Origin of the sequence: Caballeronia sp. AZ7_KS35 (assembly GCF_023631045.1) — a bacterium.
GTDB lineage: Bacteria > Pseudomonadota > Gammaproteobacteria > Burkholderiales > Burkholderiaceae > Caballeronia > Caballeronia zhejiangensis.
On sequence record NZ_JALQDV010000048.1, the window covers coordinates 188,620 to 213,023 of the forward strand.

A 24,404-nucleotide genomic window follows, 5' to 3' on the forward strand; every position below is an offset into this window, starting at 1 on the left:
CGCCGGATCGGAAACGTTCGCCGCTCGACAAGTGCTAGAACCTGCCCGCGCGATACGGAACTGGATCGGTGAAGCACGCTTCCCCGTTCATCAGCTCGCCGACAAGCCTGCCCGTCACCGGACCGAGCGTGAGGCCGTGATGCGCGTGCCCGAACGCGAACCAGAGCCCGCGATGGCGATCCGCCGGTCCGATCACCGGCCGCATGTCCGGCGTGCAGGGCCGAAGCCCGAGCCACGGCGACTCGTCGATGCGCGCCCCGAGGCCGAACACTGGTCGCGCCATCCGCTCCGCGCGTTCGAGTTGCACGGGGCTCGGCGGCCGGTCAGGGCTCGCGAGCTCGACGCCGGTAGTCAGACGCAAGCCGCGCCGCATCGGCGCGACCACGTAGCCGTTCTGGATATCGACCACCGGCCGCGATAGCGCGGCGCGTCCGTCGGGTGCGTAGTGCATGTGATAGCCGCGCTTGGCCATCAACGGGATGCGGTATCCGAACCGGCGCACGAGGTCGCCGGACCATACGCCGAGCGCCACCACCGCCGCCCGCGCTTCGACCGGTCCGCTCGACGTCATGACGCGCCAGCCGCTGCCCGATGGTTCGAGCGTCGCGGCGTCGCCGCTCAGAAAGCGTCCGCCCTCGCGCTCGAATAGCGCCGCATAGCCCTTCGTCAGCGCGCCCGGATCGATGACGCTGCGCGGATCGGTCCAGTGCATCGCGCCCGCGTATCCGCCATCGAGCGATGCCTCCAGCCGATGCAGCGCCTCGGCATCGAGCACCTTCAAGCCGAGCCCGTGCTCGCGCGCGATCCGTTCGGCGGCGCTTGCTTCGCGCTCGAACTGCTCGCGCGAGCGATACGCTTCGAGCCAGCCGGTGGGCCGCACGAGATCGGCGAGACCTGCCCGCGCGATCAGCGCCTCATGCTCGGCCACGCTTCGCTGAATGAGCGGCAGCATGTCGCGCGCGGCGGCGGCCAGACGCGCGGGCGCCGATTCCCACCAGAACCGCGTGAGCCACGGCGCATACGCGGGCAGCGAGCGCAGGTCGTAGCGCAGCGCGGTCGAGCGATTCATCGCGAACTTGAGCACGGTGCCCCAGTCGCGCGGAAACGCATAAGGCACGACCGACGACGCCTCGATCAGGCCCGCATTGCCGAAGCTCGTCGCCTCGCCGGGCGCGCGGCGATCGACGAGCGTCACTTGCCATCCGCGCTGCCGCAGATGCAGCGCCACGCTCACTCCCACGATGCCCGCGCCGAGCACGATCACGTCCTGAGCCATTTTTTCCGATGCCTGATGAAGTGCCTATTTCGCAATGATGTCGCGTTTGAAGTACTTTTGCGACAAAGCGCTCAGTGTGCCGTCTTTCTTCAGCGAGTCGAGCGCCGCGACGACCTTCGCCTTCAACGCCGCATCGTCCTTGCGCAAGCCGATGCCGGTGCCTTCGCCGAGCGTGGACGGGTCGGTGAGGGCGGCGCCCGCGAAATCGAAGTTCTTGCCCTCGGGTTTCGCGAGGAAACCGTCGATGGCGGTCTGCACTTCCTGCACCGCGCCGTCGAGCCGTCCGGCGCTCAGGTCCGCGAAGATCTGGTCCTGGCTCTGGTACGTCACGACCTGCACGCCTTCGCTCGCCCAGTGCTTGCGCACGTAATCCTCTTGCGTCGAGCCTTGCAGCACGCCCACGGACTTGCCCTTGAGGCTCGCGGGTGTCGGCTGCAGCTTCGCGTCGCGGCGCGCGACCATCTGGATCGGCATGACATAGACGGGCGGCGTGAAGTCGATCACCTGCCTGCGTTTGTCGGTGATGTTCATCGCCGAATTGATCGCGTCGAACTTGCGCGCCTGCAGCGCCGGAATCAGCCCGTCGAAGCTGTTCTCCACCCATACGCACTTCATCTTGATGCGCTGGCACACAGCGTTGCCGATGTCGATGTCGAAGCCTTCGAGCTGGCCCGCCGGCGTCTTGCTCTCGAACGGCGGATAGGAGGCCTCGACGCCGAATCGCAAGGTCTGCGACTCCGCGTGCGCCAGTCCAATTGTGAACGCGAGGCTCGCCGCGCCCGCGAAGCAGATCATCTTCCAGTTCATTGTCGTCACCAAGGTCGTTTGTGAACCCGCACCGTCTCTGTCTTGCGCCAGGCGCGCGGAGATGCCCGCGCGCCCAATCGAAATATAGACGAAAAATAAAATAAAAGTCTAGAATGGACAAAATAGTCTACGTCGAAGCAGTCACGAAGCAATCGCTCAACGGCCACGAACCGGAGGTTTTCGAATGATTTCCTTGCCCGAAGAAGCGCGCGAGGCCGCGCCCGGCGCGCAGATTCCTTTCATCGTTCACGAAGAGGAAGTGAGGCGGGCGCTGCCTTCGCTCGATATCCGCGGCGCGCTCGAAGACATGTTCGCCGCGCTCGGTGATGGCGAAGCCGTTCAGCCGCCGCAGACGCTCACGCTGTTTCCGCGCGATGCCGGCGATTTCATCACCTATCTCGGCGTTTGGGCGAAGCACGAGGTCTTCGGCGCGAAGCTCTCGCCCTACATCGCGCAGCCTGGCGCGCCGATCGTCACCGCCTGGACCGCGCTCATGTCGATGCGCACCGGCGCGCCGCTGATGTGGTGCGATTCCGCGCTCCTCACCACCGAGCGCACGGCGGGCACGACGGCGCTCGCGGTCGACCGGCTCGCGCGCGTATCGAGCGAGCGGCTCGCGGTCATCGGATCGGGAAGCGTCGCGCTCGCGCATCTGCGGCATGTCGCGCCGTTGCGCGGATGGTCGGAGATCCGCATCCATTCCCCGCGCCTCGCAAGCGATGGCGAGCGTGCGGACGCGCTGCGGGCGCTCGATGCGCGTGTGCGCGTCGCGGCGTCGGTTGACGAGTGCGTGCGCGATGCGGATGTCGTGATGCTGTGCACATCATCGGGCACGCCGGTGCTCGCGCTCGATGCGCTCACGAAGCCTGCGCTTATTACCTCCATCAGCACGAACGTCGCGCGCGCGCACGAGATCGACGCCGCCGCGCTGAACGCGCTCGATGTCTACTGCGACTATCGGCGGACGACGCCCGCGAGCGCCGGCGAAATGGTGATCGCGCGGGAGCGTCACGGCTGGTCGCCCGATGCGATTCGCGGCGATCTTGCAGAGCTTGCGCGCGGCGCGTGTCCCGCACCTTCGCATGAGCGCGCGGTGTTTTTCCGCTCGATCGGGCTCGGCCTCGAGGACATCGCGGTCGCGCACGCGCTGTATGTTCATCTCGCGAAGCAGCGCGCGGCGGCCTAGCGGTATCATCGCCATTCGCCGTTCCGAACTCATGCCGACTTCCATGCCCCGACGCAAGACGCCGAAGCCCGATGACGCCGCTCGCGAATCGCTGCTCGCGCGCTACGCGCACATCGCGGACAGCATCACGACGCTCTTCTTCCCCTATGCGGAAGTGGTGATCCACGATCTCTCCGACCAGACCATCGCGTACCTGTCGAACAATCTCTCGAAGCGCGAGATCGGCGACGACTCGGCGCTCGAAGATGTCGAGCAGACCGCGCGCGAGCGCCTCGTCGGTCCGTACGAAAAGCTCAACTGGGACGGACGCCGCATGCGCTGCGTGAGCACGGCGCTCTTCGACGACGCGGGCAATGCCGCGGGCGTGATGTGCATCAATTTCAACATCGCGGCGTTCGACGAGATGCGCTCGACGCTCGATCTCTTTTTGCGTGGCGCGGGCGTCGTCGCGCAGCCTGTCGAGCTTTTCAAGGACGACTGGCAGGAGCGCATCAACACCTTCCTGCATGGCTGGCTGCGCGAGCGGCAGATCGCGCTCAACTCGCTCACGCGCGATCATCGGCGTGAGCTCGTCGAGGCGCTGCACGCGCAGGGCGCATTCAAAGGCAAGAGCTCGGCGAACTATGTCGCCAAGGTGCTCGGAATGGGCCGCGCGACGGTTTACAAGCATCTGCGCGAGATGAAGGACGGCGGTTGAGGCGCTCTGCTGCCGCGCACGCAGCTAACCACGCGTATATGAAGTGCGCGTGACGGAGCTTTCGTCCGCGATGTCGCTCGAGTTCCCGAACCGATGCGCGCCGATACGCCACGCGGCGATGGTCGCTACCTCCAGAGGTAGCGGGGAAGAATGGCGACGAAGCGCGGAACGTGGATGGATTCTGTCGATGGCAGAATACTTGCTTCCCAACGCGCTCACTTTGGCTCGCCCGTAGACCGTCCATGCCGAGACCGTCGTTCTCAACTCAACTCTTCACGCTCTGGCTTCTGGTCGCCGTTCTGTGCGGGCTCTTGAGCGGTGCCGTATGGCTCACGCTTTCGTCGGCGCTTGGGGAACGCGTGGTCGTCGCGAAGGAGCAGGCTGCTGCAGCATGCGAGGCGGTGGCCTCGCGCTACGACATGTCCATGCAGCATCCCGACGAAACCAATGTCGATCTCATGCACGCGGTGCTCGATCTGGTTCTGATACGGACCGAGGGCATCGAAGGCGGGTTCTGGGCGAAAGAGCCGGCATCCGGCGCGCCGAACGGCTTCCTGGCCTATGCCTTTCCGACCTATGGCGGGAGCGGCATGAAACGAGACGTTCCCGAAGCGGAGACACCGCTTATCCTGCGCACGCTTCAGCACGCAGCCAGCATCGGACAGATGCGCGCCGATGTCGTTTCGAGCGGAACGGACGCCGTCATCGCGATCGCTTGCCCCGTGCCGCGCCAAGCGGGCCTGCTGGCCTGGACGCTCACGCGCGCGCGGCCGCCGCTCGGGCCATACGGACAGCGCGCAGCGGCCATCCTCGCCGGCGTGCTCTCGGTCATCGTCGTGCTCGCCGTGTTTCTGGCGCTGACGCTCAAGCGCTGGAAGCACAACCTGACCCGGCTTGAACGCGCGCTTGCGCCAGAGGGCGAGTTCGAGCGCGGCGAACGGCTGGAACGGTTGGGCGAGCGTGATCTGGATCAGATCGTCGAAGCCCTCAACCGCTACGTCGCGCGTGCGGAGCAGCTCAAGCGGGACGCAGACGCACTGAACGCCCAGCTCGCACAGGCCGAACGGTTCAGCACGCTCGGCAAAATGGCGGCGCAAATCGCGCATGAAATTCGCAATCCGGCTGGCGCCATGCGTCTGAAGGCCGAGAACGCGCTGGCAGGCGATGCTGCGCGCCGCGAAGCAGCGTTGAGGTCGATCATCGAGCAGGTGGGCCGTATCGAGTCGCAGGTGACGAGCCTGCTCGCGCTGACGCAGCCCGTTTCGCTGCAGACGCGTGAGGTCAGCCTGCACGCATGGCTCGACGACATTATTCATACGCATGAGCCGGGCGCCGAACGCCGTGGCATCGCGCTCGGCAAAGATGTGGACGTCGACCAAGACGCAGGCATGCCGATCTTCGATCCCGTGCAACTGGCGCGCGCGCTCGACAACCTCATCCTGAACGCGCTGAGGCACGCGCCGTCTGGCACGCAGGTAATGCTCGGCGCACGCGGCGTCGAGTCGGCGAACGGGAAGCGGCTTCGGCTCACGGTCATCGATAATGGTCCCGGCGTCGGCGCGGCCGAGCGCGAACGGATCTTCGAGCCATTCGTGACGGGGCGGCCCGACGGGTCCGGCCTGGGCCTTGCCGTCGTGCGGGAGATCGCGTCGGCGCACGGCGGACGTGCTTATCTCGACGACGACTCGAACATGACGTGCTTCGTGATCGACTTGCCATGGCGACCATATTAATCACCGACGATGACGATGCCTTCCGCGAAGGACTCGTGGAAACCGTGAAAGACCTCGGCCACCGGGCGATCGAGGCGCGCTCCGGCGAAGAGGCACTGCATTGGCTGCGCGCGAACCCGGCGCCCGAGTGCATCTTTCTCGACTTCCGCTTGCCGGGCGCGGACGGTCTTGCGGTGCTCGAGTCACTGCGTGCGATCGCGAAGCTGCAAGCCGTGCCCGTCGTCATGCTGACGGCCCACGCCACGAGCGACAACACCATCGGCGCGATGCGGCTCGGCGCGTTCGAACATCTGACCAAGCCGGTCGGACGCGATGAGATCGTCGCGCTGCTGGAGCGGATACTATCGGCGCAGCGAAGCTCCCCCCTCACGCCCGCATTCAGCGACGACGTGACTTCTCGCGAGCCGCGACTGCTCGGCGTAAGCGAAGCCATGCGCGACGTGCAGAAGCGCCTGGGCCGCGCGGCGGGAACGAACTCGACCGTGCTGATCACCGGCGAGACCGGGACCGGCAAGGAAGTGGCCGCTCGCGTGCTCCATCGCGCCTCGGCGCGCGCGAACGGTCCCTTCGTCGCGGTGAACTGCGCGGCCATTCCCGAAGACCTGCTCGAAAGCGAACTCTTCGGGCACGCGCGAGGCGCGTTCACCGGCGCTCAGGGCGAGCGCAAAGGCCGGATCGAAGAGGCGCACGGCGGCACGCTGTTTCTCGACGAGATCGGCGACATGCCGCGTTCCATGCAGGCGAAACTGCTGCGCGCGCTACAGGAACGGCAAGTCACGCCGCTCGGAACGAACCGGACAATATCGGTCGATGTGCGCGTGATCGCGGCAACGCATCGCGATCTTGCCGCGATGGTCGAGGCGGGCACGTTTCGACAGGACCTGCTCTTTCGCCTCAACGTGATCCCGTTGCACATGCCCCCGCTACGGGAGCGTGTGGCCGACATCCTGCCGCTTGCCGAGCACTTTCTGGAAGCTGCATCGACCGAAGCGACGCGCAAGCATCTCTCCGCCGATGCCCAGCGCCTTCTGGCCACTTTCCTTTGGCCAGGGAACGTGCGCGAACTGGCCAACGCGATCGAGCGGGCGAGTGCGCTTGCGCCGGGGCAAGTGCTCACACGCGAAGATTTCGCGTTTCTCGTTGCGGCAAAAGACAAAACCGGCGAGGCAATTCCGCCAGCGCTGCTCGAGCTTCCGCTTACGGAAGCCGTTGCGCGGCTCGAACGCGCGCTGATTACTCACGCGCTGGCTGCGTCGGGTGGCAACCGCGCGGAGGCGGCAAGGAGGCTCGGCATCAGCCGTCAGTCGCTCTATACGCGGATGACGAGTCTCGGAATGTCCGACGCGTCGTCGTAGGGAAACGAGTGTCAACGAATCGGACAGGCGATGTCCGTTTCGTTGACACATCGACGATCTTCGTTCGCGCAAGACGTCGAAGTCTTCAGCATTCTTCGAATGGCATAGCACTTGCAGAACACTCCGCGCCACGCGAAAGGAGTGAAACATGCAATCGACCCAGCCAGCCAATCGACGAATCGCCGTTCGCCTGCTCGGCGCGACGAGCCTTGCCGCCGCCCTCGCGATGAGCGCGAGTTGCGCAGCGCAAACGAGCGCTGTGACGGCGCCGCCGCCCCCGCCGCCGGTCTCCGCAGACGCGCCGCCGCCTCGGCCTCCGGGCCCGGCCCCGAGACCGATCTCCAATGCGGCCTCGATGACCACGACGCAAGCGACCGTAGCGCGCTTTCTGACGAATCCCGATGGCGACGTCGACGGCTTTCTCGCCAGCGACGGGACGCTCGTACGGTTCCCGCCGCACATGAGCGCGCAACTGACTTCGACGGTTCGCCAAGGCGACAGCGTGCAGTTGAGCGGCTGGCGCGATGAAGGCGGCAACTTCATCGCGCAACGCATCGCCGACACGCGAAGTGGACAGCAACTGATCGATCAGCCGCCGATGCCCGGCGCGCTACCACTTCCGCGGGAACTGCGCGGCGCCGGTCTCTCGCGCCTCAGTGCGCAGGGGCAGGTGGCGCACGTGACGACCGCGCCGCGTGGCGAGCCCGACGGCGTGATTCTCTCCGATGGCACGGTCATCAAACTCACGCCTCCGGTCGCACAGCAGTTCGGAAGCCTGGTTCGAACAGGAGCCACGGTTTCGGCGCGCGGCTATGGCACGCGCAATCAATACGGCACGGCGCTTCAGGCGACGTCGTTCGGTTCGCCGGGCAATCTCACGCAGATTTACGACCGTCCGCCGACAGCGCCCTGATCGGCGCAAGCCTGACCTACCCACTCACGCTCATTCAGGAGTAGCGACATGCATTGGATCGATCCCGCCAGCCTTCCCGAGACCCGCGGAAAGGTGACACGTTTTCTGCTCAATTCACACGGAGAAATCGACGGCCTCGTGCTCGGCTCGCGTCAGGTTCATTTTCCACCGCATCTATCGAAGGAACTCGCGCGGCATGTCGCGCCGGGCGATCAGGTCCGCGTGCGCGGGACAAAGCCGCGAGACGCGGACATCATCGCCGCTGTCTCGCTGAAATCGAAAAGCGGTGTGCTCATTCGCGACGAAGGTCCGCACGCTAACGGCGAAACGCATCAGAGACCGCATGTCGAGCGCAAGGCGATGGAAGCGTCGGGCGAGGTCCTGCTGTCGCTCTTCGGACCGAAAGGCGAATTGCGCGGCGCCTTGCTCCACGATGGCACCTCGTTGCGCATGCCACCGCACGCCGCGGCCGAGCTGGCCGATTACCTGAGTCCGGGCGCGCATGTCCACGCCTGGGGGCACGGCGTCAGGAACAGGCATGGTCGGACGATCGAGGTCGATGAAATCGCCCAGCTCGTCGACGCGCCCGAAAACGGTTGAGGGCGATCCCAAAGTCTCAAAGCGAAGCCCGCGCTCGGAACCGACCAAGGCCCAACGAAACGGACGTCATTGGTGAACCATGAATCCCTCATATGCGTTAGAAGGGCTGAACTTCTTCATGGCGGACGTGCAGGCGGGCATCGGGCCGTTTCTCGGCGTTTTCCTGCAGGCGCACGGCTGGCATGCGGATGCGATCGGGACCGTCATGACGTTGGGCGGCATCGCCGGCATGCTGGCCACGTCCCCGGCTGGCGCATTGGTCGATGCGACGCATCACAAGCGCGGCGTCATCGTCATCGCAGGCGTGATGACGACGCTTGCATCGCTCGTCCTATGGGTATCGCACAGCTACGGGATGGTCGCTGCATCGCAGATATTCACCGCGGTCACGGGCGCTGCGCTCGGTCCCGCCGTCGCCGGCGTCACGCTGGGAATCGTGCGCGAGAAAGGATTCGACAGGCAGTTCGGCCGCAATCAGGTGGCCAATCACGCGGGAAACGTCGTAGGCGCCGCGCTGTCCGGCTGGCTCGGATGGCGCTATGGGTTCGGCGCGGTGTTCGTGCTCGCGGGCGTGTTCGGCGCGATGACGGTGATTTCGACGCTGCTCATCCAGCGCGATGCGATCGATCACGACAGCGCGCGCGGCTTGAGCAGTTCGTCCCCGACCGGGCATGAACAGGCGAGCGGATTTCGCGTGCTGCTGACGTGCCGGCCCATCTTGCTCCTGGCCGCCTCGCTGGCGATGTTCCATCTCGGCAACGCGGCGATGCTGCCGCTTTACGGGCTCGCGGTCGTGGCGGCGCATCAGGGCGATCCGAGTGCGTTCACTGCGCAGACCATCGTGATTGCGCAACTCGTGATGGTCGTCGCGGCGATCTTCGCGAACCGCCTCATCCAGCGAATCGGCTACTGGGGTGTGATCCTGATCACGTTTCTCGCGCTGCCGGCGCGCGGACTCGTGGCGGGAATGTTTATCGCGGCATGGGGCGTGTGGCCCGTGCAGGCGCTCGACGGAATCGGCGCGGGTCTGCAAAGCGTCGCGGTCCCCGCGTTGGTCGTGCGCTTGCTGCGGGGAACCGGACGAGTGAACGTGGGGCAGGGCGTCGTGATGACCGTGCAGGGCATGGGCGCTGCGCTTAGCCCGGCACTGGGCGGCGTGCTCGCGCAGCATTTCGGTTATGCAACGGCGTTCTTCGTGCTGGGAGGCGTATCGACAGGCTCGCTCGCACTCTGGCTCATCTTCGGCGCTTCGCTCAAAAAGGCGTGCGGGATTCACCGCGACGTCGCGCAAGATTCCTCTCTGGCGACATGAATCCGCTTTTCCTTTGCCGGGCCTTGCGCTCGCTGCAGACTGCGCGTTGACAAATCCGATCGATCAACCAGACGCGGCTTGAAGATGCCGACCGTCGAGCCACGCGCGCCATCCGCCGAACGCCGATATGTCTTCGGCGGATTGCACCGCGTACGGCTCGCAGATGAAACCGGCCGTCCACGAACCGTCCGACAGCTCGACCTTGCCCAGCCCGAGCGGAGAAGGAATCGTCGCGAGGAACGATCCGAATTCCGCGCTCGGCATCTCCCAGACCTCCACGGCGATGCCGACGCCATCGTCCGCGACGCGCCACATGCCTGGCCTGCGCGTGCCGTCGGCCGATGCGGGCAACGCGCATAGCCGATAGCAAGGCGCGGTGCGCGTCGCCCGCACGAGACGCGCGCCGCGCGCGACGAGATCGCGATTGAGCGGCAAGCCCTGCATGTGCGCGCCGCATACCGCGACCGTCATGCGATCGTTGGCCGCCGCGCCGTGCGGACTCGCATCGACTTCGCCTCCCCCGACGCAGCGCATGCCGCTTCTGCGCTGAAGCAGATCGGCGACGCCGAGCAGATATTGATCCGTGAACGCGCGGCCGAAGACGGTCACGCCCCACGGCAATCCGTTCTCCATGAAGCCGGCGGGCGCGGCCACCGCCGCATAGTCCAGCAGGTTCATGAAGTTCGTGTAGTAGCCGAGCAGCGAATTCGGGCCGATGGGATCGCGCTCCAGTTCAGCGAGCGTCACCGGTCGCGGATACGTCGGCGTGAGCACGAAGTCGAGCGTATCGAGCGATGCATCGCATAGCGCCTTCAGATCCTGAAGCCGATACTGCGCGCGAAACAGCTCCACGGCAGTCGCGCCCGGCGCTTTCGCCAGCACATCGCGAATGACGGGCAGCACGGCATCCGGCTGCGTCGTCATCAACTCGCCCGTCACGCTATAGCGCTCGGCAACCCACGGTCCCTGATACAGCAATTGCGCCGCCTCGACGAACGGCTGAAAGTCGATCTCGACCGCTTCGCCGCCCGCTGCTTCGAGTAGCGCACGCGTTTGCGCGAACAATGCGGGGCTTTCGCTGCAGCCCGCGAACTCCAGTTGCGCGGGCACGCCGAAACGGAACGCGTGCGGCGTGCCGAACGCACGCGCCGCGTTCCATTGCGGATTGCGTCGGCTGTATGCGTCGCGCGGATCGTGCCGCGCGGTCAGCGCGAGCAGTTCGCTGGCTTCGGCGGCGGTTGCCGTGAAGAATGTCACGCAGTCGAGCGTGCGGCATGCCGGCACGACGCCCGCGGTCGAGAGCAATCCTTTCGTCGGTTTGAGGCCGACGAGATTGTTCAGCGCGGCAGGCACGCGTCCCGATCCGGCCGTGTCGGTGCCGAGCGCGAAGCTCGCGACGCCGAGCGCGACCGCAAGCGACGACCCCGCGCTCGATCCGCCCGACGGATACCCGGGATGCACGCTGTTGCGGCACTTGCCATACGGCGAGCGCGTGCCGTTGAGACCGGTCGCGAACTGGTCGAGATTGGTCTTGCCGAGCGGAATCGCGCCGAGCGCGATCAACTGGCCGACGAGCGTCGCGGATTCATCGGGCGTGTAAGCGAACGCGGGACAGCCCGCCGTCGTTTCGATGCCCGCGAGGTCGATGTTGTCCTTGATCGCGAACGGAATGCCGTAGAGCGGCAAACTGTCCGGATCGTGGCCTTCGAGCCGATCGACGAAAGGCGCGATCTCTTCTTCCGTCAGCAGATGGATGAAGAGATTGAACTCGGGATTGAGCGCGGCGGCTTTGTCGCGCAACCGGGCGATGAGCTTGCGCGGCGTGAGCGAGCCTTCGCGATATTCGCGGCGCAGCGTGGAGAGACGCAGATCGAATGTCGACATGGTTTTCCGTTGGATAGATTCAGTGACGTTCGATGACCGCGATGCGCTGTCCCGCGCGCAGCGGAGAACCCGGCGCGACATGGATCGCGGCGACGGTGCCCGCGCACGGCGCGCAGACGGCAATCTCCATCTTCATCGACTCGATGACGAGCAGCACGTCGCCCGCCGCGACTTCATCGCCAGGGGCCGCTTTCACTTGCCACAGGCTGCCCGCGATCTCGCTGTCGATGGCGACTTCGCCAGCCTTGAGCGGTGCGAGTTCGGTGTCATCGACGAGTGGCGCATCCTGCGCGTCTTCCGATGCGCCCGCTTCGCGCCAGCGCTCGCGTTCGGCCTGAAACGCCGCTTGCTGACGCGTGCGGAACGCATCGATGCTCGACGCTTCGTCTGCGAGAAACGCCTGATAGTCCGGCAAGGACAGCTCCGTTTCCTCGATGCGCAGCGGATAGCGCCCGAGCGGAAAATCCGCGCGAATGCGCATGAGTTCGTCGGCGGACACTTCGTAGAAGCGGATCTGATCGAAGAAGCGCAGCAGATAGTGCTGGCCGCAGAAATCCGCGGTCTGCGCGTAGCGGTTCCACATCTGCAACGTGCGTCCGACGAACTGATATCCGCCCGGACCTTCCATGCCGTACACGCACAGATACGCGCCGCCGATGCCGACCGAGTTCTCCGCCGTCCACGTTCGCGCCGGGTTGTACTTCGTCGTCACCAGACGATGACGCGGATCGAGCGGCGTCGCGACCGGCGCGCCGAGATACACGTCGCCGAGACCCATCACGAGATAGCTCGCATCGAAGACGATCTTTCTGACGGCATCGATGGAATCGAGATCGTTGATGCGCCGGATGAACTCCAGATTGCTCGGGCACCACGGCGCATCCTTGCGCACCGTCGTCATGTACTTGTCGATCGCGAGCCTGCACGCCGGGTCGTCCCACGAAAGCGGCAGATGCACGATGCGCGACGGCACGCGCAGATCGCCTTGCAGCAGCACTTGCGCCCACGCTTCTTCGACGATCGCAAGCAGACGCGCGAGCGGCAAGTCGTCGGGCCGGTAATGAATCTGCAGCGAGCGGATGCCGGGCGTCAGATCGATCACGCCGGGAAGCGCCTGCGATTCGAGCGACTGCATCAGCGCATGACCGCGAAAGCGCGATACGAGATCGAGTTCCGCCGGGCCGATTTCGAGCAGCAGATGCGTATCGCCGGACACGCGCGCGACGAGTCTTTCGCGGCCCGATCCGCTATCGAGCACGATGGGCGAGGTCAGCGCCGCACGTCGTTCGGTCACTTCGCCGCGTTCGATATCGAGCGATTCGATTTCACGACGCCGCCGCCGCGCGGCCTCACGCGCTTCGCCGATCTCGACGGGAACGAAGCGCACCTTGTCGCCCGCCTTCAACTGGCCGATCTGCCACAAGTCCGCTTCGATGATCGTCACCGGACACACGAAACCGCCGAGGCTCGGGCCGTCGGGGCCGAGGATCACGGGCATGTCGCCGGTGAAGTCGATCGCGCCGACGGCATACGGATTGTCGTGAATATTCGACGGATGCAGGCCCGCCTCGCCGCCGTCCTCGCGCGCCCATTCGGGCTTCGGCCCGATCAGGCGCACGCCGGTACGGCTCGAATTGAAGTGCACTTCCCATTCGGTATCGAAGAAGCGTTCGATATACGCCGCGCTGAAATACTCGGGCGCGCCATGCGGACCATAGATGACGCGGATCGTGCGAACAGGTTCGAGGCGCAGCGCATCGCCGAGCGTCGCGCCTGCTTGCGCGTCGCCGAGCGGATAGACGTGCAGCACGTCGCCGGCGCGGATCGCGCGTCCGCCGTGTCCGCCGAACTGGCCGAGCGTGAACGTGCTGCGGCTGCCGAGATACGACGCGACATCGAAGCCGCCGCGCACGCAGAGATAGGCACGCGCGCCCGCGCCGCGGATGGTGCCGAGCGCGAGCGTCGAGCCCGCCGCGACATGAATGCTGGTGTGCATCGGCTGCGCGATATCGTCGAGCGTGACGGGAATGTCAGCGCCCGTGATCGCGATCACCGCATCGGTATTGAAGCGCAGCGTCGGGCCGCTCATCGTCACTTCGAGCGCGGCGGCGTCGGCGGCGTTGCCGATGAGACGATTGCCGAGGCGCATCGAGCGGTCGTCCATCGGTCCCGACGGCGGAATGCCGACCGCCCAATAGCCGAGCCGGCCCGGATAGTCCTGCACCGTCGTCTGTGTGCCGCCGCTCGCGACGTCGATCGTGCTCGCGCGATACTTCAGCGCTTCGAGGCAGCGCGTCCACGGCTCGCCCGACGCGAACGGCGCGTCGCCGATGATCTGCCGCAGATAGTCGCGATTCGTCTCCACGCCGTAAAGCCGCGTGTTCGCGAGCGCCTCGTCGAGCGCGTGGCGCGCTTGGTCGCGCGTCGGCGACCACGCGATGATTTTCGCGAGCATCGGATCGAAGTAGGGCGGCACTTCGCATCCGGCTTCGATCCACGTATCGATGCGCAGCGCGCGGCCATCGGCTACGGGGAAGGCGACATCGGTCACGAGGCCGGGGCTCGGCTTGAAGTCGCGGCCCGGATCTTCCGCGTACAGGCGCGCCTGGATCGCGTGGCCGCGCGGCTTCAGGCCCGCCATCAGCGAGGAAAGCGGCGCGAGCGTTCCAGCGGCGAGTTCGATCATCCAGCGGACGAGATCGACGCCCCAGACCTGCTCGGTGACGCCGTGCTCGACCTGCAAACGCGTGTTCACTTCGAGGAAATAGAACCGTTCCGCCGCGCTGTCGTAGACGAATTCGACCGTGCCGGCCGACCGGTAATCGACGGCCTTCGCGAGACGGATCGCGGCATCGCACAGCGCAGCCGATACGCCTTCGGGCAACGATGGCGCGGGCGTTTCTTCGAGCACTTTCTGATTGCGCCGCTGCACCGAGCAGTCGCGCACGCCCAATGCGATGGCGTCGCCTTGGCCGTCGCCGAAGACCTGCACTTCGAGATGCCGCGCCCGCTCGATGTACTTCTCGAGGAACACGCCCGCGTCGCTGAAGTTGTTCTCGCCGAGACGGCGCACGGCGTCGAAATGCGCGCCGAGTTCGCCCGCGTTCCAGCACACGCGCATGCCGATGCCGCCGCCGCCCGCCGTGCTCTTCAGCATCACCGGATAGCCGATGCGCTCTGCCGCAGCGAGCGCGGACGGCAAGTCGTCGAGGAGGCCCGTGCCTTCGAGCATCGGCACGCCTTCCTTCGCGGCGATTTCGCGGGCGGTGTGCTTGAGGCCGAACGCGCGCAATTGCGCGGGCGTCGGTCCGATGAACGCGATGCCCGCCGCTTCGCACGCTTCGCCGAACGCCGCGTTCTCCGACAAAAAGCCGTAGCCGGGATGAATCGCCTGCACGCCTTCGGCACGCGCGATGTCGAGGATCTTCGCCGTGTCGAGATAGGTCGTCGCGGCGGGACCGTCGCCGAGCGAATGCGCAATCGAGGCTTCGCTTACATGGCGGCTAGCGCGATCCGCTTCGGCATACACGGCGATGCCGGTGACATCGAGCGCGCGCAAGGTTCTGAGAATGCGGCAGGCGATCGCCCCGCGATTCGCAATCAGGATCTTCTCGAACATGGAAAGGGAAGGGTCGTTCGGAGGCGGGCCGTCCCGCCGTGAGCATGGCGAGCCGCGGTCGTCCGCGGCCGCGATCGCTTCAGCGATAGCTTCGGTTCAGTTGTTCGCGCGTGGTCGTGCAGCAGCGTCCCGAGCGAACGAGCATGACGTGATAGATCCAGCTGCGAATGCGCTTCAGTTCCATATGATCAGCTCCGCGGGTGTCGGGTTATAGGCGTTGCACGGATTGTTCAGTTGCGGACAGTTGGAGATCAGCACGATGACGTCCATCTCCGCGCGCAGCTCGACATACTTGCCCGGCGCCGAGATGCCGTCTTCGAAGGTCAGGCCGCCTTCGGCCGTCACCGGCACGTTCATGAAGAAGTTGACGTTCGCGCCGATATCGCGCTTCGCGAGCCGTCCGTCGTGCGCGCATGCACGCAGGAAGTTGTCGCGGCAGCTATGCATGTAGCGCTTTTCCAGCGCATAACGCACCGTGTTGCTCTCTTGCGCACATGCGCCGCCGAGCGTGTCGTGACGGCCGCAGGTATCGGCGACGATCGTCAGCATCGGATTGCCGAGATTCGAATACAGCACCGAGCCGGACGTCAGATAGAGGCTCTGCTGCCTACGCAACGTGCGTTGCGGATCGAAGCGTTCGCGCGGATCGTGAAGGCTGTAGAAGAGCGTATCGACGGCCTGATTGCCCTCCAGATCGACGATGCGCAGCGTCTGCCCCGCTTTCACTTCATGCAGCCACGGTTCGCCCGCGGCGAGCGTTTCGCGATACACCGCGCTTTCTGGATGTTTTTCACTGACGGTAAGCGCTTGGGTCATGTTGCTCATCTCTCAGGTTCGCTCAAAGGAAAAAGCGTTCGGTGTTGATGAAGCCGCGCACGTTCTCTTCGCATGCGGTACGGCAGATTTCCGCGACTTCGGGATGCGATTCCTTCAGTTCCAGCTTGACGGGCTTCGGCGAGTATTCGGGATGCGGATCGAGCGGATGCTGGATCGCGGTCAGCACGACGAGCGTGTTCATCGGCGCATACAGTTCGACGTAATCGCCCGCTTTCGAATTGCCGGGCACGAAGGCGAGCGCGCCATCGCTCGTCACGTCGATGCGGCTGAAGAGATTGAGCGTCATCAGCAGGTCGGAAACGTCGAGGCCCCACTTGCTCATCTCGACGAGCAGGTTGTCGGTGCCATTGCGATAGAAGCCGTTGCGCAACTCCTGATAGCGGCCCGCGCCGTATCGTTCGAACACTTCCTGCGCATTCGATACCCCGCCGATGCTGTCGTGCCAGCCGCATGTATCCGCAACGATGGCGGCCAGGACGCGCCCCATGTCGGAATAGAGGCAATGGCCCGTGGTGAGCTTCGCGGTGTGCTGGCACTTCAGCGAATCCGGCAGATTGAGCCGCTCGCTCTTTTCGGCCGCGTTGACCATCATCACGCTGACGTTCGCGCCGCCGCGAATATCGGTGATGCAGAGCGACTGTCCGCGCTTGACGATCAGCGATGCATGACCGCCACCGGGGACCGTTTCTTCGAGTAACACTGTCATGGCGTAGAGCTTCCTTTAGTCGGAGACGAGTTCGATGCTGGATGCGCCCTGCACCGCGGCCTGCGCCATATGCACCGCCGATGCCGAGGCGCGCGTGCGGTCGAGCGGAATGTCGTAGGTGATGCGCGCGCCGTACGCGCCGGGCGCTTGCGGATCGACGCGCACCTTGTCGAAGACGAGCACGCGGCTGCCGAGCGTGAAGCCTTCCTTGAGGTCGTGCGTGACCATGAAAATCGTGAGCTTCGATTCGCGCCACAACTCCGACAACAGCACATGCATGTCCTTGCGGATGCCGGGATCGAGCGCGCCGAAGGGTTCGTCGAGCAGCAGCACGCGCGGCTTCATCATCAGCGCCTGCGCGATGGCGAGCCGTTGCTGCATGCCGCCCGAAAGTTGCTGCGGATACTTGTCGAGCGCCGCGCCAAGACCCACGCGTTCGAGCATCGCGGCGGCTTCGTCGCGTGCGGCGCGTCGTTGTGCGCCGAAGAGCCGTCCCGTGAATTTCGCGCGCGGCAGTTCGAGACCGAGCATCACGTTGCGCAGCACGCTCAGATGATCGAAGACCGAGTAGCGCTGAAACACGACGCCGCGATGCGCGTCCGGTTCGGCGGGAAACGGTTCGCCGTCGAGCAGAATCTCGCCGCGCGTCGCCCGTTCCTGTCCGAGCAGCAGGCGCAGAAACGTGGACTTGCCGCAGCCGGACGCGCCGACCATCGAACAGAATTCGCCTTCCTTCACGGTGAGATTCAGCCGTTCCAGCACGACCTGATCGCCGTAGTTTTTCCATACGTTGCGAACGACGATCATCGCGCGCCTCCGCCGTACCACGGAAAGTACCACTGCGTGAGTCGACGCAGCAGTTCGTCGGTGAGCCACGCGAGCAGCGTGATCCACGCGACGTAGGGAAGAATGAGATCCATCGACAGATAGCGCCGCACGAGAAAGATGCGATAGCCAAGCCCGTCGGTCGATGCGATCGCTTCCGCTGCAATGAGAAAGAGCCATGCGGCGCCGAGCGAAAGCCGGATCGCGACGAGCAGACGCGGCAGAAGCTGCGGCAGCACGAGCCGCAGAACAAGCGTCCAACTGTTCGCGCCGAGCGTCTGCGCCTTGATCCACATCTCGGCCGGGATTTCAGCGGCGCGCGCGTGCAGATCGCGAATGATCATCGGCGTGATGCCGATGACGATCAGCACGACCTTCGACAGTTCGTCGAGACCGAAGACGATGAAGAGAATCGGCAGCACGGCGAGCGGCGGCACCATCGATATGACGGTGATGAACGGCGAAAGCGTCGCGCTTGCGAGCGGAAACGATCCCGTCGCGATGGCCGCAACGAGCGCGATCGCCGCGCTCACGACGAGCCCGATGCCGAGCCTTCGCAAGCTCGACGCGGTATCGGTCCAGAGCAGATACTCGCCGGTGCGTTTGTCTTCGGTGAAGGCGGCCGACTTCATCGCATCGCTCATCTGCGTCGCGCTCGGCAACAGCTTGTCGTCGGGATTGTCGGCGAGCCGCATCGAAGAGCCGGTGAAATACACCGCGAGCAGCACGACGAACGGCAGCAGTAACAGCATCAGCGCGCCGGTCCTGCTCGGATGTCGATTGATGAGTCGCATGTTGGCCGCCATGTAGTAGAACCTGAAGCGCTCAGAGCTTGCCGGCCGCCGCCATCTCGACGTAGGCCGGATCGAAGCGCAGCTTCACGTTGTTCTTGTTGCCGACGACGACGCCCTTGTCGAACGCCATGCCGACGGCATCCGCGCTCTTCGCGTCTTGCCCCAGCAGGCCGTGATCGAACGAGAACTTGGCGACGCGCGTCATGATCTTCGGCATGTCGGGGCTGGTCACGAATTCGAGCGCGGCCTTCGGCGTGTAGAAGAGGGCGGTGGTCGAGAGCTGGCCTTTGAAGTTGGCGAGATCGGTGCCGGACGCCTTGGCCATCGAAGTCAGCGCACTCGTGGTTTCGGGGGAATCGCCGTGCATCAGCGCGACCATCTCGAACCATGCGCCGGTCAATGCCTTGCCGAGCGCCGGGTTGTCCTTCAGCGTCTTCGTATTGACGACCATCATGTCCATGATCTCGCCGCGAATCTTGCTGGAGTCGAAGACTTCGGTGACGTTCGGCTGCGCCTTCAGGTCGGCGAGCATCGGATTCCATGTGACCGTGTTATGCACGGTGGGCGTGGCGAATGCGCCGGAGATATCGGCGTCGGACGTGTTGACGACCTTGAGATCGCGCTCGCTCATGTGCGCGCTTTCGAGTGCGCGTGCGAGCAGATAATGCGAGACCGAGAACTGGACGAGGTTGATCTGCTGGCCTTTGAGATCGGCGATCTGCTTGCCCTTGCCCTTCATGAGCACGCCGTCGTTGCCGTTCGAGTAATCGCTGACGATCAGCGCCGTCGAGTCCACGCCGCCCGAAGCCGGGATCGTGAGCGCGTCCATGTTGGTCATCGCGCAGCCGTCGAACTTGCCGGCCGTGTATTGATTGATGGACTCGACGTAGTCGTTCAGCTGGACGACATCGATGTTGATGCCGTACTTCTTCGCCCACTTGGAGACGATGCCCTGCGTCTTGGCCTGGCCCCACGGCATCCAGCCCGCGTAGATAGTCCAGCAGACCTTGAAGTCGTTGCGCGGCGCGGCGGATGCGGCGCTGGACGCGAAAGCGGCGACGGAGAGTGCGGCGATGCCAAGAAAGCGAGCGAGCTTGCGCATGAGGTTGACCTCGAAGGAGACGGTTGGCGACGGCAAGGGAGCAGCGCGACTCATCGCGTTCTCTCCCGGGCTTTTATCCCGCCGTGTAACCTCGCCTGAGGTCGACAGCTCTCGGACCAGCATCCGCGTGAAGCAGACCGGAACCCTAGCCGTCCATTTCCAGATTGTTCGATGAACCGGATGATGCGCCGGCTCCTTGCCATCCCCTCTAAGCGGGAATCGTGCCAATAGTTTTTATGGCTGCTGGCGGCGTTGCGCAGGTTCGGACGGAGCGCATTGCCCATCCGCGGTGAAAGCGGCGCACGTTTGATGTATCGGCTGCACCAACATCGGGCGTCGTCCTTGGTTGCCAGCAAACGTTTCCTTCGGTAGACGCGCGAAAACATCGGCGCAACGCTTTTAGCCGATGCGTCGTTGCTTGCGATTTTCTTGGCATGAATGTGGCGCGGACAACATAGCCATTACCGGTTATTACGGAGAATCCGTCTCGTCGTACAAATAAAAACGAAGCGTTTAAAACAGACCGTCTGAAGGCAGCACCATAGCGGCCAAAGACATACGGGGAAGTCATGCAGCGTGAGAAGAACAGCGCGCCTGTCAAAGGGCGGGTCATCGCAGTGTGCATCGGGGTTTCGATCGGCGCGATCAATGCGAATGCGCAGGATGCGGAAACGCAGCCGGCCGCGCACGTGAACACGGCGTCTCAGGCTCAACCGCTCATCTCGCTGCCCAGCACGCCGACGCCCGGTCCGGTCGGCAACACCGGCGAATTGCCGGCCGCCAATGGCGCGCCTCTCACGCCGCGCGGCACCGTGAATGCCGCATCGTCGCTCGACAAGAGCGCCACCCTCGCCGGCACGGCACGCTCGCGCACCGTCGATATCGAAGGCAAGCAAGCGCTCGACGATACGCTCGGCGGCGTGGTCACGACCGACACGGTGACGCTCGCGGGGCAGGACTTCTACACCTGGTTCGCGCAGGCCTGGGGCGCCATCCCGCTGTCCGAGCGCTACATCGTTTCGGTGCACGAGCGGCCGTCGCCGCGCTACGGCAGTCTCGTGTGGGTGGAGTACGGCCAGCGTCGCGTTTTCCAGGCGTTCCTGCCGATTGCGCGCTCGAACGTGAAGCCGATTGCCGAAGGCGCGGCGCAGATCGCCTTTCAGAACGTGATGCAGGCGGACCTGACCCGTCTGCTGTTCCGCGACGCCGACATGGCGATGGACGAACTATAAAAAAATCGCATCATAAGAAAATCGATGCAGTAAGGCCAAAAAATACGGGGAAACCGCAATGAAAACGAATGCGCTCTTGAAACGCGCGTTGCTCGCTTGCGCGCTTGCGATGCCGGTTATCGCCGCGCAAGCCACTTCGCTTGTGTATGAACCGGTGAATCCGAACTTCGGCGGCAATCCGCTGAACGGGACGAATCTGCTCAACGAGGCGAACGCGCAGAACAAGTACAAGGATCCGTCGACGGAGAACCTCGGTACGAGCAGCCAGTCCACGCTCGACCAGTTCAACACGCAATTGCAGCAGGCGATTCTGTCGCGCGTCGCGTCGTCGATATCGAGCTCGATCGTCGGCACGGACGGCACGCTGCATCCCGGCACGATCAACACGGGCAACTTCTCGATTGCGATCACGCAAGTTACCGGCGGCAATCTGCAAGTGACGACGACCGACAAGACCACGGGTGCCTCGACGACCTTCGTCGTCGGCAACGGACAGTAACGCGAGCGCGCATACGACATGAACAAAGAAGCTATCACGACACTGGCGACGCGCGCGGCACTGGGCGCCACGCTCCTTGCAACGATGCTGTTGACCGGCTGCGTCACGACGCCGATGCCTTCGGCGGGCAACGCGACGCTCACGCCGCCGACGCGCGTGACGCGCGACCTCACGCACCTGCCGCCGCCGAAAGGGCGCATCGTCGCGGCCGTGTACGGTTTTCGCGATCTGACGGGCCAGTACAAGCCGTCGCCGGACAGCTCGTTCTCGTCGCAGGTGACGCAGGGCGGCGCTTCGTTTCTCGTGAAGGCGATGCGCGATTCCGGCTGGTTCACGCCCGTCGAGCGCGAAAACCTTCAGGACCTCCTGACCGAACGCAAGATCATGCGCGCGCTGGAAACGCCGGACGATAAAAAGAACGCGATACCGCAGATCGGCGCGCTCGCACCGGCGAGCATCGTGCTGGAAGGCGGCATCGTCGGTTACGACACGAACATTCGCACGGGCGGCGCGGGCATCGCGTATCTGGGTATTTCGGCATCCCAACAATATCGCGTGGATCAAGTGACGGTGAACCTGCGCGCCGTGGATATCCGCAACGGCACGATACTCAACAGCGTGTCGACGACCAAGACCATCTATTCGATTCAGGTCGATACCGGCGTGTATCGCTTCATCGGCTTCAAGGATCTGTTGCAGGCCGAAGCCGGCATGACGCGCAACGAGCCGCAGCAGCTGTGCGTGAACGAAGCGATCGAATCGGCGCTCGTGCATCTGATCGTGCAAGGCGTCGCGAACCAGTCGTGGGCGCTCAAGGACACGAAGGACTGGTACGACCCGACGATGCAGCGATATCTGCAGGAAAACCAGGGCTACGCGCAGACGATGGAAGACGTGAATCCGTCGTATAGCCCGGTGAGAATCGATCCGCCGAAGACCATCGGCAGTTAATCAGTCTCAGCGAAGGAGATCAGCATGAAAGCATCGCGTGCGCCAATGCGCGCATCGAAGGTCGCTGTGTGCGCGGCGCTCGGCGCGGTCGTCTCGCTCGCGGTGTATGCGGCGGACCTGTCGTCGGTCTCGGATTTCGGTCCGCCGGAACCGGGGTTCGGCGGCGCGACGCAAGTCGCTCGCGTGTCGCAACACGGCCAGGGTAATCGTCTCGACGCGATTCAGGCCGGACATAACGGCTTGATGGCCAATCAGATCGGCATCGCGAACGCGGCGGCGACGGCGCAGGCCGGCAACGACAACTGGACCGTGCTTCAGCAAAGCGGCGCCGCCAATCTTTACGCCGGATATCAGTCGGGTCAGTACAACCGGTCGATCGCGATGCAGAACGGCAGCGGTAACGAAGCAACGGTCACGCAGGTCGGGAATTCGATGTCGTCGTCGGTGACGCAGCTTGGCAACAACAACGAGATTTCGATCTTGCAGAGCAGGAACGGTTCAGGATTATCGGTTACGCAGACGGGCGGCGCCCGGGCTGCGGTTCTGATGAAGTAGGCAGGCGAGGAGACCACGCAGTACAGGTAGGTGTGTGAGTGTGCAGGGCCGGGCGTCAGCGGGGGTTGACGTCCGTTAGGGTTACGGATCTACGTGCAAAAAACATCAAGTCAACGAGGCATAAAAATGAAAGTGAAGGCAATCATCATCGCTATGGGTCTGGCAGCATTGGCATCGACGTCGGCTTTTGCAGCGTCGGTCGGCGAAGGCGCGATCGTCGAGCAGTACGGCAACGGCAACACTGCTGGCGTGACGCAGACGGCGTCCAGCCATGACCGCGTGAAGGTCCAGCAGAACGGCGACGGTTCGAGCGCGACCGTTACTTCGAGCAACGGCGGCGCCAACGTGACCGACATCCAGCAAAACGCGGCACGCGTTTCGGGCGAATCGAAGCTGAGCGCGACGCTCACGCAGCAGCAGGCGATCGGTGAAAAGACCACCATCAAGCAAACGGGCAGCAACAGCACCGTGAACGTGACGCAGACGGCTTCGTCGTACGACAAGGACACGGTCACGCAATTCGGCAAGAACGACTCGGCGACCATCAATCGCACCGGCTCGAGCTGGAACACGGTCAACATCGACCAAGGCACCGGCAAGACGGCAGGCGTGAGCGACGGCGCAAAAGCGACGGTCACGCAGACGACCACGATCGGCAACCGCGTCGACATCCTGCAAGGCAACAAGAACGGCATCGCGACGGTGACGCAGACGAATGGCGGCTACAACTCGGCTCGCATCGATCAGATCGGCGATCATAACGACGGCAAGATCGAGCAGGTTTCGGAAATCGGCGACAACGTGTCGATCAGGCAGGCCGACTTCGCCCGCGCGCAAGTGCATTCGGAAAACGGCGGCGGCAACACGACCACCATCGACCAGAGCGGCGCAGGCGCACCGCACTATGCGCAGGTGACGCAAGGCAACGCGACCAACGAAACGACGACGATCCTGCAAACCGGCTCGGCCTACAACACGGCATACGTCGATCAGTATCGCGAAGCCAACGATCACACGTATGTCGTTCAGGCGGGCGATCGCAACACGGCGGCCGTTCATCAGACGGATGGCGGCAGCAACCTGGCAGCCGCGGTGCAGGTCGGTTCGAACAACAACATGGATCTGACGCAACAAGGCGCGTTCGAATCGACGCTGCTGGCCGGTCAGGGCGGCGGCTCTAACGAAGCGAAGGGCAAGCAGTCGGGCTCGCACGAAGACATGACGCTGACGCAAGTCGGCTACTTCAACTCCGCGGATGCTTCGCAAACCGGTGCGTATAACACGGCTTCGATCGTCCAGATCGGCAACGCCAACTACGGCTCCGTGACTCAGAGCGGTATCGGCAATGCGGCTGCGATCACGCAGGGCGGTTCGTTCAACAAGGCTGTCGTCGTTCAGAAGTAAGGAACGCGGCGCAACGAATGGCGGTATGGCGGGCGGCGAGCGGTTCGAAAGTACCGCTCGCCGCTGTTTCATTCAAGCGATGTCGCGAATTGGCCGATCGGTGCCATCGGCCGTACA

At 64.4% G+C, this 24,404-nt stretch carries 21 protein-coding genes and 1 riboswitch; of the genes, 12 read left to right on the forward strand and 9 right to left on the reverse strand.

The genetic code is table 11. From position 1 onward, the window contains the following. Positions 1 to 34: 34 nt before the first annotated feature. Both NCT05_RS30420 and NCT05_RS30425 read right to left on the reverse strand, forming a co-directional pair. Positions 35 to 1,276 carry an NAD(P)/FAD-dependent oxidoreductase gene (locus tag NCT05_RS30420; RefSeq protein ID WP_250503898.1) on the reverse strand — a complete coding sequence of 414 codons (1,242 nt, stop codon included), beginning with the start codon at positions 1,274 to 1,276 and terminating at the stop codon, positions 35 to 37. A 24-nt stretch (positions 1,277 to 1,300) separates the two neighbouring features. Continuing rightward, positions 1,301 to 2,083: an ABC transporter substrate-binding protein gene (locus NCT05_RS30425; protein ID WP_008346553.1), complete on the reverse strand. Its 783-nt coding sequence runs from the start codon at positions 2,081 to 2,083 to the stop codon at positions 1,301 to 1,303. 184 nt (positions 2,084 to 2,267) lie between these two features. On the opposite strand from NCT05_RS30425, the gene NCT05_RS30430 reads away from it, so the two are divergent. The 7 genes from NCT05_RS30430 (at position 2,268) to NCT05_RS30460 (ending at position 9,879) form a co-directional block, all read left to right on the forward strand. Beyond that, complete coding sequence (locus tag NCT05_RS30430; RefSeq protein WP_250503899.1) at positions 2,268 to 3,269, forward strand: ornithine cyclodeaminase family protein; 1,002 nt, start codon at positions 2,268 to 2,270, stop codon at positions 3,267 to 3,269. A gap of 43 nt (positions 3,270 to 3,312) precedes the next feature. Continuing rightward, the gene (locus NCT05_RS30435; protein ID WP_284507589.1) at positions 3,313 to 3,966 is read left to right on the forward strand and encodes a helix-turn-helix transcriptional regulator; all 654 of its coding nucleotides are present in this window, start codon (positions 3,313 to 3,315) and stop codon (positions 3,964 to 3,966) included. A 242-nt stretch (positions 3,967 to 4,208) separates the two neighbouring features. Further along, the gene (locus NCT05_RS30440) at positions 4,209 to 5,699 is read left to right on the forward strand and encodes a sensor histidine kinase (RefSeq protein WP_250503900.1); all 1,491 of its coding nucleotides are present in this window, start codon (positions 4,209 to 4,211) and stop codon (positions 5,697 to 5,699) included. After that, positions 5,684 to 7,054, forward strand: a complete 1,371-nt coding sequence (locus NCT05_RS30445) for a sigma-54-dependent transcriptional regulator (protein WP_250503901.1) — start codon at positions 5,684 to 5,686, stop codon at positions 7,052 to 7,054. The genes NCT05_RS30440 and NCT05_RS30445 overlap by 16 nt, the downstream gene beginning before the upstream one ends. A 148-nt stretch (positions 7,055 to 7,202) precedes the next feature. Beyond that, positions 7,203 to 7,967 carry a hypothetical protein gene (locus NCT05_RS30450; protein WP_250503902.1) on the forward strand — a complete coding sequence of 255 codons (765 nt, stop codon included), beginning with the start codon at positions 7,203 to 7,205 and terminating at the stop codon, positions 7,965 to 7,967. Positions 7,968 to 8,015: 48 nt separating this feature from the next. Then, positions 8,016 to 8,567, forward strand: coding sequence for a hypothetical protein (locus NCT05_RS30455; RefSeq protein ID WP_250503903.1), 552 nt, complete (start codon positions 8,016 to 8,018; stop codon positions 8,565 to 8,567). Positions 8,568 to 8,646: 79 nt separating this feature from the next. Continuing rightward, on the forward strand, positions 8,647 to 9,879 hold the full coding sequence (locus tag NCT05_RS30460; RefSeq protein WP_250503904.1) for an MFS transporter: 1,233 nt from the start codon (positions 8,647 to 8,649) through the stop codon (positions 9,877 to 9,879). Between the two features lie 63 nt (positions 9,880 to 9,942). Here the strand turns inward: NCT05_RS30460 and atzF are convergent, their stop codons facing one another. From atzF to NCT05_RS30495, 7 genes are all read right to left on the reverse strand, one after another. Continuing rightward, positions 9,943 to 11,763, reverse strand: coding sequence for an allophanate hydrolase (atzF, locus tag NCT05_RS30465; protein ID WP_250503905.1), 1,821 nt, complete (start codon positions 11,761 to 11,763; stop codon positions 9,943 to 9,945). 19 nt (positions 11,764 to 11,782) lie between these two features. Continuing rightward, a complete protein-coding gene (gene uca / locus NCT05_RS30470; protein WP_250503906.1) occupies positions 11,783 to 15,382 on the reverse strand; it encodes an urea carboxylase in 3,600 nt (1,199 codons plus the stop codon). Between the two features lie 174 nt (positions 15,383 to 15,556). Beyond that, positions 15,557 to 16,198: an urea amidolyase associated protein UAAP2 gene (locus tag NCT05_RS30475; protein ID WP_008346571.1), complete on the reverse strand. Its 642-nt coding sequence runs from the start codon at positions 16,196 to 16,198 to the stop codon at positions 15,557 to 15,559. Positions 16,199 to 16,220: 22 nt separating this feature from the next. Continuing rightward, positions 16,221 to 16,925 (reverse strand): urea amidolyase associated protein UAAP1, encoded by a 705-nt coding sequence (locus tag NCT05_RS30480; RefSeq protein ID WP_033536001.1) that lies wholly within the window; start codon positions 16,923 to 16,925, stop codon positions 16,221 to 16,223. Between the two features lie 15 nt (positions 16,926 to 16,940). Next, complete coding sequence (locus NCT05_RS30485) at positions 16,941 to 17,732, reverse strand: ABC transporter ATP-binding protein (RefSeq protein WP_250457013.1); 792 nt, start codon at positions 17,730 to 17,732, stop codon at positions 16,941 to 16,943. After that, a complete protein-coding gene (locus NCT05_RS30490; RefSeq protein ID WP_250503907.1) occupies positions 17,729 to 18,544 on the reverse strand; it encodes an ABC transporter permease in 816 nt (271 codons plus the stop codon). Before NCT05_RS30490 ends, NCT05_RS30485 begins: the two co-directional genes overlap by 4 nt. 31 nt (positions 18,545 to 18,575) lie before the next feature. Beyond that, positions 18,576 to 19,646, reverse strand: a complete 1,071-nt coding sequence (locus tag NCT05_RS30495; protein ID WP_250503908.1) for a putative urea ABC transporter substrate-binding protein — start codon at positions 19,644 to 19,646, stop codon at positions 18,576 to 18,578. Between the two features lie 60 nt (positions 19,647 to 19,706). Further along, a riboswitch (guanidine-I (ykkC/yxkD leader) is annotated at positions 19,707 to 19,806 on the reverse strand. A 409-nt stretch (positions 19,807 to 20,215) separates the two neighbouring features. On the opposite strand from NCT05_RS30495, the gene NCT05_RS30500 reads away from it, so the two are divergent. The 5 genes from NCT05_RS30500 (at position 20,216) to NCT05_RS30520 (ending at position 24,287) form a co-directional block, all read left to right on the forward strand. Beyond that, positions 20,216 to 20,878 carry a CsgE family curli-type amyloid fiber assembly protein gene (locus NCT05_RS30500; protein ID WP_250503909.1) on the forward strand — a complete coding sequence of 221 codons (663 nt, stop codon included), beginning with the start codon at positions 20,216 to 20,218 and terminating at the stop codon, positions 20,876 to 20,878. A gap of 58 nt (positions 20,879 to 20,936) precedes the next feature. Then, on the forward strand, positions 20,937 to 21,377 hold the full coding sequence (locus NCT05_RS30505) for a curli assembly protein CsgF (RefSeq protein WP_008346584.1): 441 nt from the start codon (positions 20,937 to 20,939) through the stop codon (positions 21,375 to 21,377). An 18-nt stretch (positions 21,378 to 21,395) separates the two neighbouring features. Beyond that, positions 21,396 to 22,328 carry a CsgG/HfaB family protein gene (locus NCT05_RS30510; RefSeq protein WP_250437661.1) on the forward strand — a complete coding sequence of 311 codons (933 nt, stop codon included), beginning with the start codon at positions 21,396 to 21,398 and terminating at the stop codon, positions 22,326 to 22,328. A 24-nt stretch (positions 22,329 to 22,352) separates the two neighbouring features. Further along, positions 22,353 to 22,883, forward strand: coding sequence for a hypothetical protein (locus NCT05_RS30515; RefSeq protein ID WP_008346589.1), 531 nt, complete (start codon positions 22,353 to 22,355; stop codon positions 22,881 to 22,883). A gap of 126 nt (positions 22,884 to 23,009) precedes the next feature. Next, entirely contained in the window at positions 23,010 to 24,287 is a 1,278-nt protein-coding gene (locus NCT05_RS30520) for a hypothetical protein (RefSeq protein ID WP_250503910.1), read from the forward strand. The last annotated feature ends 117 nt before the right edge of the window (positions 24,288 to 24,404 follow it).

Coding starts and splice junctions, on each gene's coding strand:
- NCT05_RS30420 (WP_250503898.1), bottom strand. CDS start 1,276: ATGGCTCAGGACGTGATCGTGCTCGGCGCGGGCATCGTGGGAGTGAGC.
- NCT05_RS30510 (WP_250437661.1), top strand. CDS start 21,396: ATGAACAAAGAAGCTATCACGACACTGGCGACGCGCGCGGCACTGGGC.
- NCT05_RS30475 (WP_008346571.1), bottom strand. CDS start 16,198: ATGACCCAAGCGCTTACCGTCAGTGAAAAACATCCAGAAAGCGCGGTG.
- NCT05_RS30480 (WP_033536001.1), bottom strand. CDS start 16,925: ATGACAGTGTTACTCGAAGAAACGGTCCCCGGTGGCGGTCATGCATCG.
- NCT05_RS30445 (WP_250503901.1), top strand. CDS start 5,684: ATGGCGACCATATTAATCACCGACGATGACGATGCCTTCCGCGAAGGA.
- uca (WP_250503906.1), bottom strand. CDS start 15,382: ATGTTCGAGAAGATCCTGATTGCGAATCGCGGGGCGATCGCCTGCCGC.
- NCT05_RS30515 (WP_008346589.1), top strand. CDS start 22,353: ATGAAAGCATCGCGTGCGCCAATGCGCGCATCGAAGGTCGCTGTGTGC.
- NCT05_RS30460 (WP_250503904.1), top strand. CDS start 8,647: ATGAATCCCTCATATGCGTTAGAAGGGCTGAACTTCTTCATGGCGGAC.
- NCT05_RS30435 (WP_284507589.1), top strand. CDS start 3,313: ATGCCCCGACGCAAGACGCCGAAGCCCGATGACGCCGCTCGCGAATCG.
- NCT05_RS30520 (WP_250503910.1), top strand. CDS start 23,010: ATGAAAGTGAAGGCAATCATCATCGCTATGGGTCTGGCAGCATTGGCA.
- atzF (WP_250503905.1), bottom strand. CDS start 11,763: ATGTCGACATTCGATCTGCGTCTCTCCACGCTGCGCCGCGAATATCGC.
- NCT05_RS30425 (WP_008346553.1), bottom strand. CDS start 2,083: ATGAACTGGAAGATGATCTGCTTCGCGGGCGCGGCGAGCCTCGCGTTC.
- NCT05_RS30485 (WP_250457013.1), bottom strand. CDS start 17,732: ATGATCGTCGTTCGCAACGTATGGAAAAACTACGGCGATCAGGTCGTG.
- NCT05_RS30505 (WP_008346584.1), top strand. CDS start 20,937: ATGAAAACGAATGCGCTCTTGAAACGCGCGTTGCTCGCTTGCGCGCTT.
- NCT05_RS30430 (WP_250503899.1), top strand. CDS start 2,268: ATGATTTCCTTGCCCGAAGAAGCGCGCGAGGCCGCGCCCGGCGCGCAG.
- NCT05_RS30495 (WP_250503908.1), bottom strand. CDS start 19,646: ATGCGCAAGCTCGCTCGCTTTCTTGGCATCGCCGCACTCTCCGTCGCC.
- NCT05_RS30450 (WP_250503902.1), top strand. CDS start 7,203: ATGCAATCGACCCAGCCAGCCAATCGACGAATCGCCGTTCGCCTGCTC.
- NCT05_RS30455 (WP_250503903.1), top strand. CDS start 8,016: ATGCATTGGATCGATCCCGCCAGCCTTCCCGAGACCCGCGGAAAGGTG.
- NCT05_RS30490 (WP_250503907.1), bottom strand. CDS start 18,544: ATGCGACTCATCAATCGACATCCGAGCAGGACCGGCGCGCTGATGCTG.
- NCT05_RS30440 (WP_250503900.1), top strand. CDS start 4,209: ATGCCGAGACCGTCGTTCTCAACTCAACTCTTCACGCTCTGGCTTCTG.
- NCT05_RS30500 (WP_250503909.1), top strand. CDS start 20,216: ATGCAGCGTGAGAAGAACAGCGCGCCTGTCAAAGGGCGGGTCATCGCA.